Genomic DNA, 13378 nt, shown 5'->3' with positions numbered 1-13378 from the left:
GGTTTCTTTTTGCTTTCTCTCAAAAGTTAAATAGATTGTCAGGCTGTGCTTTAAAATATGACAAATGCTGCGGTTTTTCCGGTAGACTTGCCAAATAAGGTATAATAGGAGATAAGCATTATTTTTTAATGCGTATACTGAAGGAGTGACTCAATGTATTCTAATCAGCAAAATGCAGGAGAGCGCCTTAAAATGATAGCCGAGCAGCTTGCAGAAGAAGTTACCTTGCGTCAATATGAACGCCAGCCTGAATTAAGGCAGCGCTTTGGTCCTTCCGGAATAGCCCGGACCAGGCAGGATTCCTTATACCATCTTCGTTATCTTGCACAAAGCGTGTCGCTGGAAAGCCCGCTCTTGTTCATTAACTATATTATTTGGCTTAAAGTACTGCTCATGCAGTATAAGATTACGGCTGAGGATCTGCGGATCAATCTGGAACTGATGAAGGATGCAATCACCGTCAAGGTAGAGCCGCCGGACAGAGAGCTGATCCTGAGCTACCTGGATATGGGTATGTATCATATGCGCGGGGAAGAGAGTGTGCCTTCGTTTCTGCAGCCGGATCAGCCCTATTTCCGGGAGGCGGAGCAATACCTCAGGCTTCTGCTGGACGGAGAACGGCGCCAGGCTGCGGAATTTATAATGAAGCTGTATGATGACGGCATGGCAGTCCAGGATCTTTACCTGCATATCTTCCAGCAGAGCCAATACGAAATCGGACGGCTCTGGCAGCTGGGGCAAATTACGGTCGCCCAGGAGCATTACTGTACAGCCTGCACCCAGAGCATTATCTCGCAGCTGTACCCCCGCTGGATTCAGGCGCAGAACGGCCGCAAGAGGCTGGTTGCAGTCGGTGTTGGTGAAGAGCTGCATGAAATCGGTCTGCGGATGCTGACAGACTTTTTTGAAATGAAGGGCTGGAATACCTTCTACCTGGGCTCCAACATGCCTGCTGAAAGCCTGATACGTTACCTGAAGGAGCAGCCTGCCGATCTGCTGGCTGTTTCGGTTACAATGACCTTTCATGTGTCTGAGGTCGTCCGCCTGATTCAAATGATCCGTAGTCATGCTGAGCTTGACGACCTCAAAATCATGGTCGGCGGAATGCCGTTTAATATAGACAGGGATTTGTGGAAAAAGGTCGGCGCAGACGGTTACGCCCCCGATGCCGGGAGCGCGCTCGACATCGCAGCACAGCTTGTTCCGGGTACCTGGAGCCAGAAGAACTGATACAGAAGGCGAGGTACTAAAATGAACGGCAGTGAGCAGCAAATCGGTGTTCTGAGGGACACGATTGAAAATCTGTCAGAACAGTTAATTGCAGGCAAGCATAGGGAAGAGCAGGCTTTGGCCGAGTTTTCCGCCATGAATAACGAACTCATTACGATGCACCGGCTGCTGGCCAAAAATAATGCAGAGCTTAAAGCGCTCAAGGAGGAAGCGGAAGCAGCCAACAGGGCCAAAAGCCTGTTTGTGGCTACTGTCAGCCATGAAATCCGTACACCGATGAACGGAATTCTCGGCTTAACCGAGCTGCTGGAGGCAGAGGACGTTACGGAAGAACAGCAGAATCACCTGCAGGTGATCCGGGAGTCGGCACAATATCTGCTTCAGATGATCCGGAATCTGCTGGATTACTCCAAAATTGAAGCCGGGAAAATGGAAATCAGCAGAGTACCCTTCAGCATACGGAAGCTGGTTGAGCATGCGTTACGGCTGCTCTCTCCTGCAGCGGCAAAGCGGGAAAATAGCTTATCCTATCAAATTTTGGACGGGGTTACGGATCAGCTGGAGGGAGATTCCCCCAAAATCATGCAGGTGCTGATTAATCTGCTAGGCAATGCGGTGAAGTTTACGCAGAACGGTAAAGTAGAAGTTACAGTGAGTCTGGTCTCTGAGGAAGCAGCACGCCAGCGTTTATGCTTTGAAGTAAGGGACGAGGGTGTTGGCATATCACCTGAGGATGTGGGCTCCCTGTTCCGGCCGTATTCACAGGTAGGCCAAGACGCGGAGCTGTCTGCCGAGGGAACGGGACTTGGGCTGTCCATCTGCAAGTCCATGGTAGAGCTGATGGACGGAATCATTATGGCGGAGAGTGTGCCAGGAGCCGGCTCGGTTTTCCGGTTTGAGCTTCCGCTGGACAAACCGACCGTCCTTCCGGAGCCGACTCCGGCTGGCGGGGCAGACTTGCCGGTGAGCGGCTTCAGCATACTGCCGGTGCTGGTCGCCGAGGATAACGGACTGAACAGTGCAGTGCTGCTGCGGCAGCTGCAGAAGCTGGGGGTGACGGATGTCCACCTGGTCGGCAACGGCAAAGAGGCAGTGGACGCCTGGCAGCGGCAGGAATACGGGCTGATTCTGATGGACAGCAGGCTTCCGACCATGAACGGTGAGGAGGCGGTCCGGACCATCCGCCGGCTGGAGGCTTCCGGGTCGAGGGTGCGGGTTCCGATCATCGGCGTGACCGGGGATGAAGGCGAGGAGAGCCGCGCGCAATTTATTGAGGCAGGACTCGATGACTGGACGGTTAAGCCGCTGAATCTGCAGACGCTGAGCAAGCTGCTGGTTAAATGGTACAGCATGAAGCCTTATATTCCCGTCCTGCAGGAGGAGACCCTGTCCGGCATCCGGGAGATGGACGAGGAAGACGAGCCTGAGCTGCTGCGTATGCTGATCGGGATTTTCAAGAAAGATACTCCGCAGCGGGTGGCTGCCCTGGAGGATGCAGCGTCCAGACGCGATCTGGCGGAAATGTCGGCAGCGGCCCACAGCCTGAAATCAGGCAGCCTGAGCATCGGGGTGCAGTATTTCGCCCATCTGTGTGCGGCGGTGGAACGCCATGCCGGAGCAGGGGAATTCGAGCTCGCTGTACGGCAGCTGCCGAAGCTTGCGCCTGCATATGAAGAAGCCTGCAGGGAGCTGGATAAGCTGCTGTAGAGCATGCGGCTGCAGGGAGCAGAAGGTACCGGTTACCGGGAACTTCTGCTCTTTTTGCTGGCGGCGATCATATCCGGGCTGCGGAAGAATAGGATATAATAGGGCATTTTCATGGCCAGGAGCATCGATGAACGCATGCCGCAAGGATCAGAATCAGATGGAAGCCGGTACCTCTTGCTAGGTATGGGCTTTTTCTAATACGCAGAAGCAGGTGACGCCCGTGCCGGAAAAAAACAGTACCGCAGTAGTTGTTCAGGGCCATTCGCTGACAATTGCGGAAGTCGTCAGAGTTGCACGTTATCACCATCCTGTGGAGCTTGGAGAGGAGAGCTGCCGCAAGGTGGAGCAGACCCGAAGGTATGTGGAGAAGCTGCTGCTGGAGAAACAGGTGGTGTATGGCCTGACCACAGGCTTTGGCAAGTTCAGCGACACGTACATCTCCCCGGAGGATACGCAGCTGCTGCAGCTTAATCTAATCCGCAGCCACAGCTGCGGAACCGGAGCGCCGCTTACGGAGGAGACGGTCCGGGCCATCCTGCTGCTGCGGATTAACGCCTTGTCCCTCGGCTATTCCGGGATCCGCCCGGAGGTTATCCGGCTGATGGCTGATATGCTGAACCGGGGCGTCATCCCGGTCATTCCGGAAAAAGGCTCGCTTGGCGCCAGCGGTGACCTGGCCCCGCTGTCGCATATGGCGCTGGTTCTGATCGGCGAGGGCGAAGCGTATGTTCAGGGCACACGCCTGCCGGGGGCAGAGGCGCTGGCGCAGGCCGGGCTTGCGCCTATCGTGCTCGAGGCCAAGGAGGGGCTGGCCCTGATTAACGGGACGCAGGTCATGACGGCGGTCGGCGCACTGGCCTGCTGGGATGCCATGAACCTGGCCGACTGGGCGGACTGCACGGCAGCGCTGGCCTGTGAGGCGCTGCTGGCAGTGCGGGACGCCTTTGACCCGGCGGCCCATGCTGTCCGGCCGCATAAAGGGCAGCAGCAGTCAGCCGGCAACATCCGGCACCTGACGGCTGGCAGCACGCTGATGACCAATCAGGGCGAGAAGCGGGTGCAGGATGCCTATTCCCTGCGCTGTGCGCCGCAGGTACACGGGGCGAGCCGGGATGCGCTGGCGTATATCGCCGGGAAGCTGACCACCGAGATGAACTCGGCCACGGATAATCCGCTCATCTTTACCGAACTTGCGCGGGTCATTTCCGGCGGGAATTTCCACGGCCAGCCTGTCGCGCTGCCGATGGACCATCTGGCCGTCTGTGCGGCGGAGCTGGCCAGCATTGCCGAGCGGAGGATCGAGCGGCTGGTTAATCCGCAGCTGAATGAAGGGCTGCCCCCGTTCCTGACGGAGAACGGTGGACTGCAGTCCGGCTTCATGATCGCCCAGTACACAGCCGCTGCGCTTGTGTCGGAGAACAAAGCACTAGCCCATCCGGCCAGTGTGGACTCCATTCCCTCCTCGGGCAATCAGGAGGATCATGTCAGTATGGGCACTATCGCTGCCCGTAAGGCAAGCCAAATTGTTGATAATGCCTATACCGTGCTGGCAATTGAGCTGCTGTGCGCGGCCCAGGCCCTTGATTACCGCGGTCCGCAGCAGCTTGGACGGGGTACGAAGTGGCTGTATGACCGCTGCCGGGAGCTGGCGGCCCCGGTGAAGGAGGACCGTGTGCTATCCGGCGATTTTGCTACGGTTGCGCAGTGGATGAAACAGCCCGGTGTGCTGGCCGGACTGTTTGCCAAGGTGACCTTTGACTCCTGTGTGGAGTAAATCCGGGGAACACCGAAGGAATAAGGAACGGAGGGAGAGCAGCCGTATGAGCCGTAATGAGGAGAGAATCTGCCGCGCCCCCAGAGGAAGCACGCTGCATACCAAAGGCTGGACGCAGGAAGCAGCACTGCGGATGCTGATGAACAATCTCGACCCCGACGTGGCGGAGCATCCGCAGCAGCTGATTGTCTATGGCGGCACCGGTAAAGCAGCCCGCAGCTGGGAGGCTTACGACGCGATTGTCCGGTCGCTGAAGACGCTGGAGAACGACGAGACCCTGCTGATCCAGTCCGGCAAGCCGGTGGCGGTATTCCGCACCCATCCGGATGCCCCGCGCGTCCTGCTGGCGAACGCCAATCTGGTTCCGGCATGGGCAACCTGGGAGAGCTTTCACGAGCTGGACCGCAAGGGCCTGATCATGTACGGGCAGATGACCGCCGGCAGCTGGATCTATATCGGCACGCAGGGTATCGTGCAGGGCACCTATGAGACCTTCGCCGAATGCGCCAGACAGCATTTCGGCGGCACACTAAGGGGGACGATCACGCTTAGCAGCGGCCTCGGGGGCATGGGCGGCGCCCAGCCGCTTGCCGTGACCATGAACGGCGGTGTGTTCATCGGTATCGAAGTAGACCGGACACGGATCGCGAAGCGGATTCAGTCCGGGTACTGTGATGCTGTAGCAGAGACGCTGGAAGAAGCGCTGGCTATGGCTGAGGCGGCCGCAGCGCAGGCGCTCCGCTCTCCATCGGCCTGCTGGGCAATGCGGCGGAGCTGCTGCCGGAAATAGCGGCCGGCGGCTTTGTGCCGCATGTGCTGACCGATCAGACGTCAGCGCATGATCCGCTGAACGGCTATGTGCCGGCCGGCTTCACTGCCGAAACTGCAAGGCAGCTGCGCGGCAGCGACCCGCAGGCGTACATTGCCCTTGCCCGCGGCAGCATTGCCCGGCATGTTGAGGCGATGCTTGAGCTGCAGGGCAAAGGGGCTGTCACCTTTGACTACGGCAACAATATCCGGCAGGCGGCATACGATCAGGGCGTCAGCCGGGCTTTTGATTTTCCCGGATTTGTTCCCGCCTATATTCGTCCGCAGTTCTGCGAAGGGAAAGGGCCGTTCCGCTGGGCAGCCTTGTCGGGTGATCCGGAGGACATCTATAAAACGGATGCTGCGATTCTCCGGGCTTTTCCCGGAAATGAAGGCCTTCAGCGCTGGATTACTTTAGCCGGGCAAAAAATAGCCTTCCAGGGCCTGCCTGCCCGGATCTGCTGGCTCGGCTACGGCGAGCGGGCCGCGTTCGGCAGGATCCTTAACGATATGGTTGCTTCCGGGGAGCTGTCCGCTCCGGTGGTCATCGGCCGGGATCATCTGGACGCCGGCTCCGTGGCCTCACCTAACCGGGAGACGGAGCGCATGCTGGACGGCAGCGATGCCGTCTCCGACTGGCCGCTGCTGAATGCGCTGGTCAATACGGCCGCAGGAGCCGGCTGGGTGTCGATCCATCACGGGGGCGGAGTGGGGATGGGCTATTCGCAGCATGCCGGGATGGTGGTTGTCGCAGACGGCACGAAGGAGGCAGAGGCGCGTCTTGAGCGGGTGCTGACGGCAGATCCGGGTATGGGCGTGGTCCGGCATGCAGATGCCGGCTATCCGCTGGCCGCCGAAACCGCCAGAGCCCATGGCATCCGCATGCCCATGCTGGAGCCGGGGGAGGAGCAGCGGAATGATCCACATTGATGGGGCAGCGCAGATTGCCACGCTGGGCGGGGCAGGCATGAAGCCCAAGATTGGCAGGGAGATGGCAGAGCTCGGTCTGATTGAGGACGGGGGGATAGTCATTGAGGACGGGAGGTTTGTCTTCGTGGGCAGCAGCGGGGAGGCCAGGCGGTATGTGGAGCTGCACTCCGGGGGAAAGCCGGTCACGGTGCTGTCTGCTGCCGGGAAGACGGTGACCCCGGGCCTCATTGATCCGCATACCCATCTGGTGTTCGCCGGCTCGCGGGAATTCGAGCTCACGCTCCGGCTTCAAGGGGCTAAATATCTGGATATCCTGCAGGCCGGAGGCGGAATCCTCTCTACAACGGAGCGTACCCGCGAAGCCTCTGAGGAGCAGCTGATGGCCGAAGCGGAGCGGCGGCTGGACCGGTTTCTGGCCCACGGGGTGACGACGGTTGAAGCAAAGAGCGGCTACGGGCTGCGGCTGGCCGATGAGCTCAAGCAGCTTAGAGTGGCCCGTAGACTGAATGCGGTGCACCCGGTAGAGCTGGTGTCCACCTTTATGGGAGCGCATGCGGTTCCGCCGGAGTATAAAGGGAATGCGGATGCTTTTGTCCGGACGGTGATCGAGGAGATGATTCCGGCTGTGGCCCGGGCAGGGCTGGCGGAATACTGCGATGTGTTCTGCGAGGAAGGGGTCTTCACCGTGGAGCAGTCCCGTGAAATCCTGATGGCGGGCAAACGCTGGGGGCTGAAACCGAAGCTGCACGCTGACGAGCTTGTATCCGGAGGAGGAGCGGAGCTGGCCGCTGAGCTGGGTGCTGTCTCCGCCGACCATCTGCTGCATGCTTCAGCCGAAGGCATCCGCCGGATGGCCCTTAAGGGAGTAATCGCCGTGCTGCTGCCGGGCACCGCCTTTTTCCTGATGGCTCCGCCGGCCGATGCGCGTTCGATGATTGACGCCGGTGTGCCGGTCGCCTTGTCAACGGACCGCAATCCGGGCTCCTCGCCGACGGAATCGCTGCCTTTTATTATGAATCTGGCCTGCTTAACGATGAAAATGACCCCGGCTGAGGTGCTGACGGCCTGTACCCTTAATGCGGCTCATGCGATTGACCGTGCTGCGGATATCGGCAACATTGAGGCCGGCAAGCAGGCGATCTGGTCATTTTCGATGCGCCCAATTATCAATACCTGCAATATCACTACGCGGTAAATTTAACGGATACGGTGCTCAAAAAAGGCAGGATTGTTATCCGTGACGGAAAGAGGGTGACGGCATGAGCGGGATGCAGGTGAAGGAACTGCGGATCAATGCGGCCAGGCTGCAAAAGAATATCGAAGCGCTGGCCCGGTTCGGGTTGAATGAAGCTACGGGAGGCCTGGACCGGACGACGTTCACCGCGGCTGAACTCGCTGCCCGCGAATGGCTGGAGGATCAGCTGTTCCGGCTGCAGCTGGAGGTTAGGGTGGATGAGGCGGCCAATATCTGGGGGCGGCGCAGCGGATCAGAGGATGCGCTTCCTGTCATTGCTTTTGGCTCCCATATTGATACCGTGCCGAACGGAGGCAAATATGACGGTGCGCTTGGTGTGCTGCTGGCACTGGAGGTGATGCAGGTGCTGGCGGATCACAACGCCGTTACCCGGCATCCGCTGGAGCTTGTGTCCTTCAGCGCCGAAGAGCCGAATCCCTTTGGGCTGTCCACCTTCGGCAGCCGTGCAGTTACCGGCAAGCTCAGCCGGGACGATCTCACAGATGTGCGCAACGGGCAGGGGCAGCTGCTGACTGAGGCGCTGCGGCTTGCCGGAGGGAACCCCGGACGTTTTGAACGGGCCCGGCGCAGTCCGGAGGAGCTGGCAGCATTCCTTGAAGTTCATATCGAGCAGGGTAAACGGCTGCTGGACCGGGCTGTCCCGGTCGGAATTGTGACCGCTATAACCGGTATTTACCGGGAGGAGGTAACGGTCTCGGGAGAAGCCAATCATGCGGGAACCACTCTGATGGAGGACCGGAAGGATGCGCTGATGGGCGCGTCCGAAATCATGCTTGCCTTTGAGCAGCTCTGCCGCGAGCATCCGGCGGATGAAGTGGTGGGCACCGTCGGCCGGATCAGCAATGAGCCGAACGCCGCGAACATTATCCCGGGGCAGACTGTTTTTCATCTGGAAGTCAGAGCAGCGCAGCAGGAGCAGAAGCGCTGGGTAATGGAAGCCTGGGGTGTGCAGGCTGCATCTATTGCAAAGCGCCGGGGGCTGTCGCTGGAGCGGCGGCTTATCCTGGATCAGCCGTCCCAGCCGATGGCCCCGCTGCTGATCCGGCTGCTTGCCGCCCAGGCCGGCAGGCTTGGCATCAAGACCTATCCGCTGGGCAGCATGGCCGGTCATGATGCCGCGCACATGGCGTCTCTGACCAGCGCCGGCATGCTGTTTGTGCCCAGTCTGGGCGGAAAAAGCCACTGTCCTGAAGAAGAAAGCCGGATAGAGGATATTGAACAGGCCGGAAATGTGCTGCTGCAGTCCATTCTGGCGCTGGATGTTGAACTGAGCCCATAACAGGCAGGGGGGAGCCGCTTGCGGACGTTATATTCGGCAGATGCTGTATACACGAAGAACCAGTTCCGGCCTGAACTTGCTGTACTGGTCGAGAATGGCCTGATAGCAGAGGTAGGCAGCCGGGAGGTGCTGCTGCAGCGGTATCCGGATATCCGGCACATCCGCTGGGATGGAAAAGCGATTGTTCCCGGCACGATCAACGCTCACAACCACTCTTTTCAGAGCCTGCTGCGCGGGATTGCTATAGATAAGCCGTTCCTGGAATGGCGGGATCAGGCGTTGTACCGCTATTCCCCGCTGCTGGATGAGCATGCGGTTTATACCGGCGCCCTGCTGGCCTTCGGTGAGATGCTGCGCTATGGAGTAACCACAGTCTGTGATTTCTTCTATGTCCACGGCGGAGGTACAGCGTATGATGAAGCCGTCATCCGGGCGGCGAAGGATCTGGGTATCCGCCTGGTATTCGCCCGGACGATGTATGATTGGGCCGGTGCTCCGGTGGCCTACCGCGAAACGGTTCCTGAAGCGGTGGAACGGACGAGGCAGCTGGCTGTGAAATACCAGGGCAATCCGCTGGTTACGGTTCATCCGGCTCCGCACAGCCCGCATGCGGCTTCCCCGGAGATGATCCGCGCCGGACACCGGCTGGCGCAGGAGCTGGATACGCCGTTTCACATCCATGTTGCCGAGGAGATGTTCGAGGTTGAGGAGATGCTGCAGGCCTACGGGCTTCGCCCGGTGCATTACCTGGATTCGCTGGGGGTGCTGGATGAGAGAATAATCGCTGTTCATCTGGTCTGGCTGGAGGATTCGGAGATTGAGCTGATCGGCCGGAGAAAAGGAGCTTTGGCCTACTGCCCGTCCAGCAATATGTTTCTGGCGGACGGGGTGACCCGCATTCCCGACCTGCTGAGGGCCGGTGTCAAGGTTGCGCTCGGTACAGACGGCGGCTGCAGCAACAACCGGATCAGCGTGTTTGAGGAAATGCGCATGTGCTCGCTGCTTCAGAAGGTTAGCCGCCTGGACGGTACCTGCATTACCGCCGGTCAGGTCTTTGAGATGGGCACTTCACGCGGGGGTGAAATACTGCGGCTGCCGCCGGTTCCCTGGAAACCGGCCAGTATGCGGATTTTGTTGTTCTTGATATCCATGACCTGTCACTAGCCCCGCGTCAGGAGCTGTTCGCCAACATGGTCTACGCCATGCAGCCGGGGGCGATTACAACGGTTGTTGTAGGCGGCAGGGTTGTGATAGACGGCGGAAAGCTGCTGACTGTACCGGAAGCTGCTATAGGCAGACGGGTGGATGAGCTGTTTGAAAAATGGGGCAGACGGGGATGAAATGGTTAATGAGCAGGTGCAGCGCCTGTCATTAACAGGGCTGCGGCTCTCCGGCGGAGCTGCTGCCCTGCCTGCCTTCCCGTTTCAAAAGTTCCGGTCTGCGGCTATAATCTAACTAGATCAGTTGTCCGCCCCGGGCGGAAGAAGGAGCTGCCATGTACATAAGATTACTAAATCCGGACGATGCGGAAGAATACCGCGGTCTGCGGCTGCAGGCGCTGCAGCTTCATCCGGAAGCCTTCCTCAGCACCTATGAAGCAGAGAAGGAAATGCCGCTGGAGGTTACCCGCAGCAGGCTCGAGCCTGCCGAGGACAAGTTCACCCTGGGCGGGTTCACCGATCAGGGGGAGCTGGCCGGCGTAGTTACTTTTATCCGGGAGAGCAGGGAGAAGCTCCGCCATAAAGGCAGTGTCTTCGCCATGTATGTGACTCCTGCGGCCCGCAAGCAGAAGCTGGGCCATTCCCTGATGAGTGAGCTGATCATGCGTGCAAGGCAAATTCAGGGACTTATGACGGTGAATCTGACCGTATTTTCGGACAACCAGCCGGCAAAGCGGCTGTATGCTGCACTCGGCTTCACATGCTACGGCACTGAGCGCAATGCGGTAAAGCTGGACGGGCGGTATCTGGATGAAGACCTGATGACACTGGAGCTGGGTTCAGGGGAGCAGGGGCATGAGCAGGATAGGCACATAAATGCCGGCCCGGTCATAAACTAAGCTGCCCGCCGCATAAATTGGGTCTATGAAATTCTGTCCTGACAAGAGGAGGAAATAACTTGGAGACTGCGCTGCTAGGCAGCTTTTTATCTGCAATGGCAACGGTGCTTGGTGCGGTACCCATTCTGTTCGTGCGGAGATTGTCCGAGCGCTGGAAGGATATACTGGTCGCTTTTACCGCGGGGATTATGGTATCTGCTTCGACCTTCGGCCTGATGCCGCAGGCGATTGAAGAATCGGGGATTACAGCCCTGACGCTTGGTCTGATCACCGGTGTGCTGCTGCTTGACCTTATTGAAAAAAATATTCCGCATATCGATGTCGAAAACAAACCCGGCTTTGCCAATATGGATTCCAAGGCACTGCTCGTCATGATTGCACTGTTTATCCATAATATTCCCGAAGGCCTTAGCACAGGCTTCAGCTATGCCAGCGAGGAGGCCAGTCTCGGTCCTATGGTGGCGATCGCGATCGGGGCGCAGAACATGCCGGAAGGTCTGATTCTCGCTGTCTTCATGATGAACTCCAAGTCTACCCGGTGGAAGGCGCTGGGAGTTGCCACGCTGACCGGACTTATGGAGATGGTGTCGGCAGTTGTCGGTTATTTCACAGCAAGCTCGCTGCAGCATGCGGTAGGCTACGGGCTGGCTTTTGCCGCAGGTGCGATGCTCTTCATCGTCTATAAGGAGCTGATTCCGGAGAGCCACGGCCACGGCTATGAGCGGCCATCGACCTATTCCTTTATTTTCGGGCTGCTGGCGATGGTTTATATTACGCAATTTTTCGGCTGATCCGGCCGGCAGAGCATCTGCATTGCATTTGCATCAGACCCGCAGAGCCGCTATACTGTACGCATTCGAAGGCTTAAGGTAGGGAGTGGACAGGATGGACAGACTTATACAGCAGGCTTCGTTATCTTTTGTTCTATTGATTCTTTCATATCTCAGTATGTATTACGCGTTACCCAAACGGACCTCTTTTGCGCGCTATAGTGTACTGGTACTGCTGTTGGCGAGCGGTGCTCCGCTTGCAATCCTGCTGGTGCAGGAGAGCCTCCGGGAGGCTGCCGACGCGAATATCGGGCTGGGTATGGCTTTCTTGCTGACCTGGGCGATTACGGGACTGGTGTTTCTGGTGTCACTGGTCTTCTGGATTCTCCGTTTACGGAAAAGAAAGTAGCCGAATTTAGAAAGGTTACCGGATTAACCCGGCTGTAGCTTAAAAAGAAGGCACTAATATCAGGTAAAAGCTCAAAACAGGCTATCCCCGCTGCGCAATGCAGCTTATGGGATAGCCTGTTTGCTGAGCCGGCTTGTCATACTCCGCTAATCTAAGCCCAGCGGCGGGCGATAGTGATGCTCGCCCCGCTAAGCCTAGCGGTGGGCTGTATAGACACTCGCTTTACTGGCCTGGCGGACGGCATCCGCTTCGGCGGCGGTGAGCGGCGCTGCTTCGGCCGCAGCAATGTTCAGCCGCAGCTGCTCCAGGCTGCTTGCACCCGGAATGACAGCTGCAACCGCAGGCTGTGAGAGCGGGTAGTGCAGCGCGGTCTGCGTAAGGGTCCGGGAAGGAGGAGCCTGCTGGGTCAGTCTGTCCTGCAGCGAGGCCAGCTCCGGCACAGAATAATCCAGGTAGTCTTTCTCCAGCCTGGAGCGGCCGTTATCAGTCAGGATGCCGCGCGCCAGCGGACCGCGGGCAATAAGGCTGATGCCATTCTGCTCAAGCAGCGGCAGAACCGATTCCTCCGGACGACGGTCAAGAATGCTGTATTGGCTCATCACACTTACAATACCCGAGCGTTTCACATATTCGCGGACCACAGCGGGACGGATGGAGGAGATGCCGTAATAACGGATCAGCCCTTCCTGCTTCAGCTCTTCAAAGACCTCGATCGTTTCGTCGATATTGTCTTCCATCGTTCCGCCGTGAAGCTGATAGAGATCGATATAGTCGGTCTGAAGTCTGCGCAGACTGTCATGCACCGCGGATTTGATATAGGCTTTGGACGCATCCCACGACCAGCCTTCCTGGCCGGGAATCCGGCGGTTGCCGACCTTAGTGGCCAGAACAACGTCACTGCGGCGGCCGCGTATGGCGTTGCCTACAATCTCTTCATTGCGGCCCGCATCATACAGATCGGCTGTATCAAGGAAGTTGATCCCCTTATCCAGCGCCTCATGGATGATGGATACAGCCGGTGCCTCCTCGGTTCCCAGAGACATACAGCCCAGCCCCATAGCGCTTACGTATAAATCGGATTGCCCTAACCGGTTCTTGTTCATGATGCATCCCCTTCTGTGCGGTTTTGTGTCCATTATAGCATCCCTGATGCAGAAG

Annotated in this window: 11 protein-coding genes and 3 pseudogenes; 13 read left to right on the top strand and 1 reads right to left on the bottom strand. The window is 58.3% G+C overall.

The window, feature by feature from the left end; translation table 11 throughout:
- Positions 1 to 192 precede the first annotated feature (192 nt).
- The 13 genes and pseudogenes from AWJ19_RS32635 (at position 193) to AWJ19_RS32590 (ending at position 12220) form a co-directional block, all read left to right on the top strand.
- A complete protein-coding gene (locus AWJ19_RS32635) occupies positions 193 to 1230 on the top strand; it encodes a cobalamin-dependent protein (RefSeq protein WP_241781549.1) in 1038 nt (345 codons plus the stop codon).
- A 21-nt stretch (positions 1231 to 1251) separates the two neighbouring features.
- The gene (locus tag AWJ19_RS32630; RefSeq protein WP_068720758.1) at positions 1252 to 2937 is read left to right on the top strand and encodes an ATP-binding protein; all 1686 of its coding nucleotides are present in this window, start codon (positions 1252 to 1254) and stop codon (positions 2935 to 2937) included.
- Positions 2938 to 3157: 220 nt separating this feature from the next.
- The gene (hutH, locus tag AWJ19_RS32625; RefSeq protein ID WP_068720760.1) at positions 3158 to 4711 is read left to right on the top strand and encodes a histidine ammonia-lyase; all 1554 of its coding nucleotides are present in this window, start codon (positions 3158 to 3160) and stop codon (positions 4709 to 4711) included.
- Between the two features lie 46 nt (positions 4712 to 4757).
- Positions 4758 to 6448 (top strand): annotated as a pseudogene (gene hutU / locus AWJ19_RS32620) (urocanate hydratase).
- Positions 6435 to 7711: pseudogene (hutI, locus tag AWJ19_RS32615) on the top strand (imidazolonepropionase). Before hutU ends, hutI begins: the two co-directional pseudogenes overlap by 14 nt.
- Positions 7708 to 8982 (top strand): Zn-dependent hydrolase, encoded by a 1275-nt coding sequence (locus AWJ19_RS32610; RefSeq protein ID WP_241781550.1) that lies wholly within the window; start codon positions 7708 to 7710, stop codon positions 8980 to 8982. The pseudogene hutI and the gene AWJ19_RS32610 overlap by 4 nt, the downstream one beginning before the upstream one ends.
- An 18-nt stretch (positions 8983 to 9000) precedes the next feature.
- The gene (locus AWJ19_RS32605) at positions 9001 to 10146 is read left to right on the top strand and encodes an amidohydrolase family protein (protein ID WP_277815773.1); all 1146 of its coding nucleotides are present in this window, start codon (positions 9001 to 9003) and stop codon (positions 10144 to 10146) included.
- A pseudogene (locus AWJ19_RS37825) lies at positions 10128 to 10172 on the top strand (hypothetical protein); the annotation flags it as partial. The gene AWJ19_RS32605 and the pseudogene AWJ19_RS37825, both read left to right, overlap by 19 nt.
- Positions 10173 to 10322: a hypothetical protein gene (locus AWJ19_RS37100; protein WP_241781558.1), complete on the top strand. Its 150-nt coding sequence runs from the start codon at positions 10173 to 10175 to the stop codon at positions 10320 to 10322.
- Entirely contained in the window at positions 10297 to 10437 is a 141-nt protein-coding gene (locus AWJ19_RS35530; RefSeq protein WP_157889914.1) for a hypothetical protein, read from the top strand. Before AWJ19_RS37100 ends, AWJ19_RS35530 begins: the two co-directional genes overlap by 26 nt.
- Positions 10438 to 10477: 40 nt before the next feature.
- The gene (locus AWJ19_RS32600) at positions 10478 to 11041 is read left to right on the top strand and encodes a GNAT family N-acetyltransferase (RefSeq protein WP_068720764.1); all 564 of its coding nucleotides are present in this window, start codon (positions 10478 to 10480) and stop codon (positions 11039 to 11041) included.
- Positions 11042 to 11100: 59 nt separating this feature from the next.
- Positions 11101 to 11832 (top strand): ZIP family metal transporter, encoded by a 732-nt coding sequence (locus tag AWJ19_RS32595; protein ID WP_068720766.1) that lies wholly within the window; start codon positions 11101 to 11103, stop codon positions 11830 to 11832.
- 94 nt (positions 11833 to 11926) lie between these two features.
- Positions 11927 to 12220 (top strand): hypothetical protein, encoded by a 294-nt coding sequence (locus AWJ19_RS32590; RefSeq protein WP_068720768.1) that lies wholly within the window; start codon positions 11927 to 11929, stop codon positions 12218 to 12220.
- A gap of 194 nt (positions 12221 to 12414) precedes the next feature.
- Here AWJ19_RS32590 and AWJ19_RS32585 read toward each other — a convergent pair whose 3' ends face one another.
- Complete coding sequence (locus AWJ19_RS32585; RefSeq protein ID WP_068720770.1) at positions 12415 to 13323, bottom strand: aldo/keto reductase; 909 nt, start codon at positions 13321 to 13323, stop codon at positions 12415 to 12417.
- Between the last annotated feature and the right edge of the window lie 55 nt (positions 13324 to 13378).

The organism is Paenibacillus sp. DMB5 (assembly GCF_001517085.1).
Lineage (GTDB): Bacteria > Bacillota > Bacilli > Paenibacillales > Paenibacillaceae > Paenibacillus_AQ.
This window is presented reverse-complemented; position numbering and strand designations above follow the sequence as displayed.

Excerpts from the sequence above, each read along its gene's own strand:
- AWJ19_RS32635 (WP_241781549.1), top strand. The coding sequence starts at position 193 with ATGATAGCCGAGCAGCTTGCAGAAGAAGTTACCTTGCGTCAATATGAA.
- AWJ19_RS32630 (WP_068720758.1), top strand. The coding sequence starts at position 1,252 with ATGAACGGCAGTGAGCAGCAAATCGGTGTTCTGAGGGACACGATTGAA.
- AWJ19_RS32610 (WP_241781550.1), top strand. The coding sequence starts at position 7,708 with ATGAGCGGGATGCAGGTGAAGGAACTGCGGATCAATGCGGCCAGGCTG.
- AWJ19_RS37100 (WP_241781558.1), top strand. The coding sequence starts at position 10,173 with ATGGTCTACGCCATGCAGCCGGGGGCGATTACAACGGTTGTTGTAGGC.
- AWJ19_RS32600 (WP_068720764.1), top strand. The coding sequence starts at position 10,478 with ATGTACATAAGATTACTAAATCCGGACGATGCGGAAGAATACCGCGGT.
- AWJ19_RS32590 (WP_068720768.1), top strand. The coding sequence starts at position 11,927 with ATGGACAGACTTATACAGCAGGCTTCGTTATCTTTTGTTCTATTGATT.
- AWJ19_RS32585 (WP_068720770.1), bottom strand. The coding sequence starts at position 13,323 with ATGAACAAGAACCGGTTAGGGCAATCCGATTTATACGTAAGCGCTATG.